Source organism: Streptomyces pimonensis, assembly GCF_041380215.1.
Taxonomy (GTDB): Bacteria; Actinomycetota; Actinomycetes; order Streptomycetales; family Streptomycetaceae; genus Streptomyces; species Streptomyces pimonensis.
This window is the reverse complement of record NZ_JAHWZY010000142.1, coordinates 1-608: the sequence shown is the minus strand read 5'-3', so window position 1 is coordinate 608 and position 608 is coordinate 1. Positions and strand designations below refer to the sequence as shown.

General features: G+C 71.9%; 1 protein-coding gene. It reads left to right on the top strand.

Annotated features, from left to right (window positions below):
• The coding region (locus tag KYY02_RS33730) for a beta-ketoacyl reductase (protein WP_371244904.1) at positions 1–608 on the top strand (608 nt) is incomplete at both ends.

Below are 608 nucleotides of genomic sequence, written 5' to 3'. Positions count from 1 at the left end.
CCGGAGGTCGGTTCGGAGGCGGTGTTCGGTCCGGACAGTTCGGTGTTGGTGACGGGTGCGAGCGGGATGCTCGGCGGGCTGGTGGCCCGCCATCTGGTGGTACGGCATGGGGTGCGGCGGCTGGTGCTGGCGAGCAGGCGCGGCCAGGTGGGTGCGCTGTACGAGGAGTTGGTTGGTCTGGGTGCCGAGGTCGCCGTCGTCGCGTGTGATGTGGCGGACCGTGGGGCGGTGGCGGTGTTGCTGGCCGAGCATCCGGTGACGGCAATCGTCCATGCGGCGGGTGTGCTGGACGACGGTGTGATCGGCTCGTTGACGCCGGAGCGGATCGATACGGTGTTCCGGCCGAAGGTGGATGCGGCGTGGAACCTGCACGAGTTGACCCGTGGCCTGGAGTTGTCGGCGTTCGTGCTGTTCTCGTCGGCGGCGGGCACGCTGGGCAGTGCGGGCCAGGGCAACTACGCGGCGGCGAACGCGTTCTTGGACGCGCTGGCCCGGCATCGCCGGGCGGCGGGCCTGCCCGCGGCCTCCCTGGCGTGGGGTCTGTGGTCCGGTGAGGAGGGTATGGGTGCCCGGATGGCCGGGACCGGGGCCGCGGGCCTGTCCGCCGA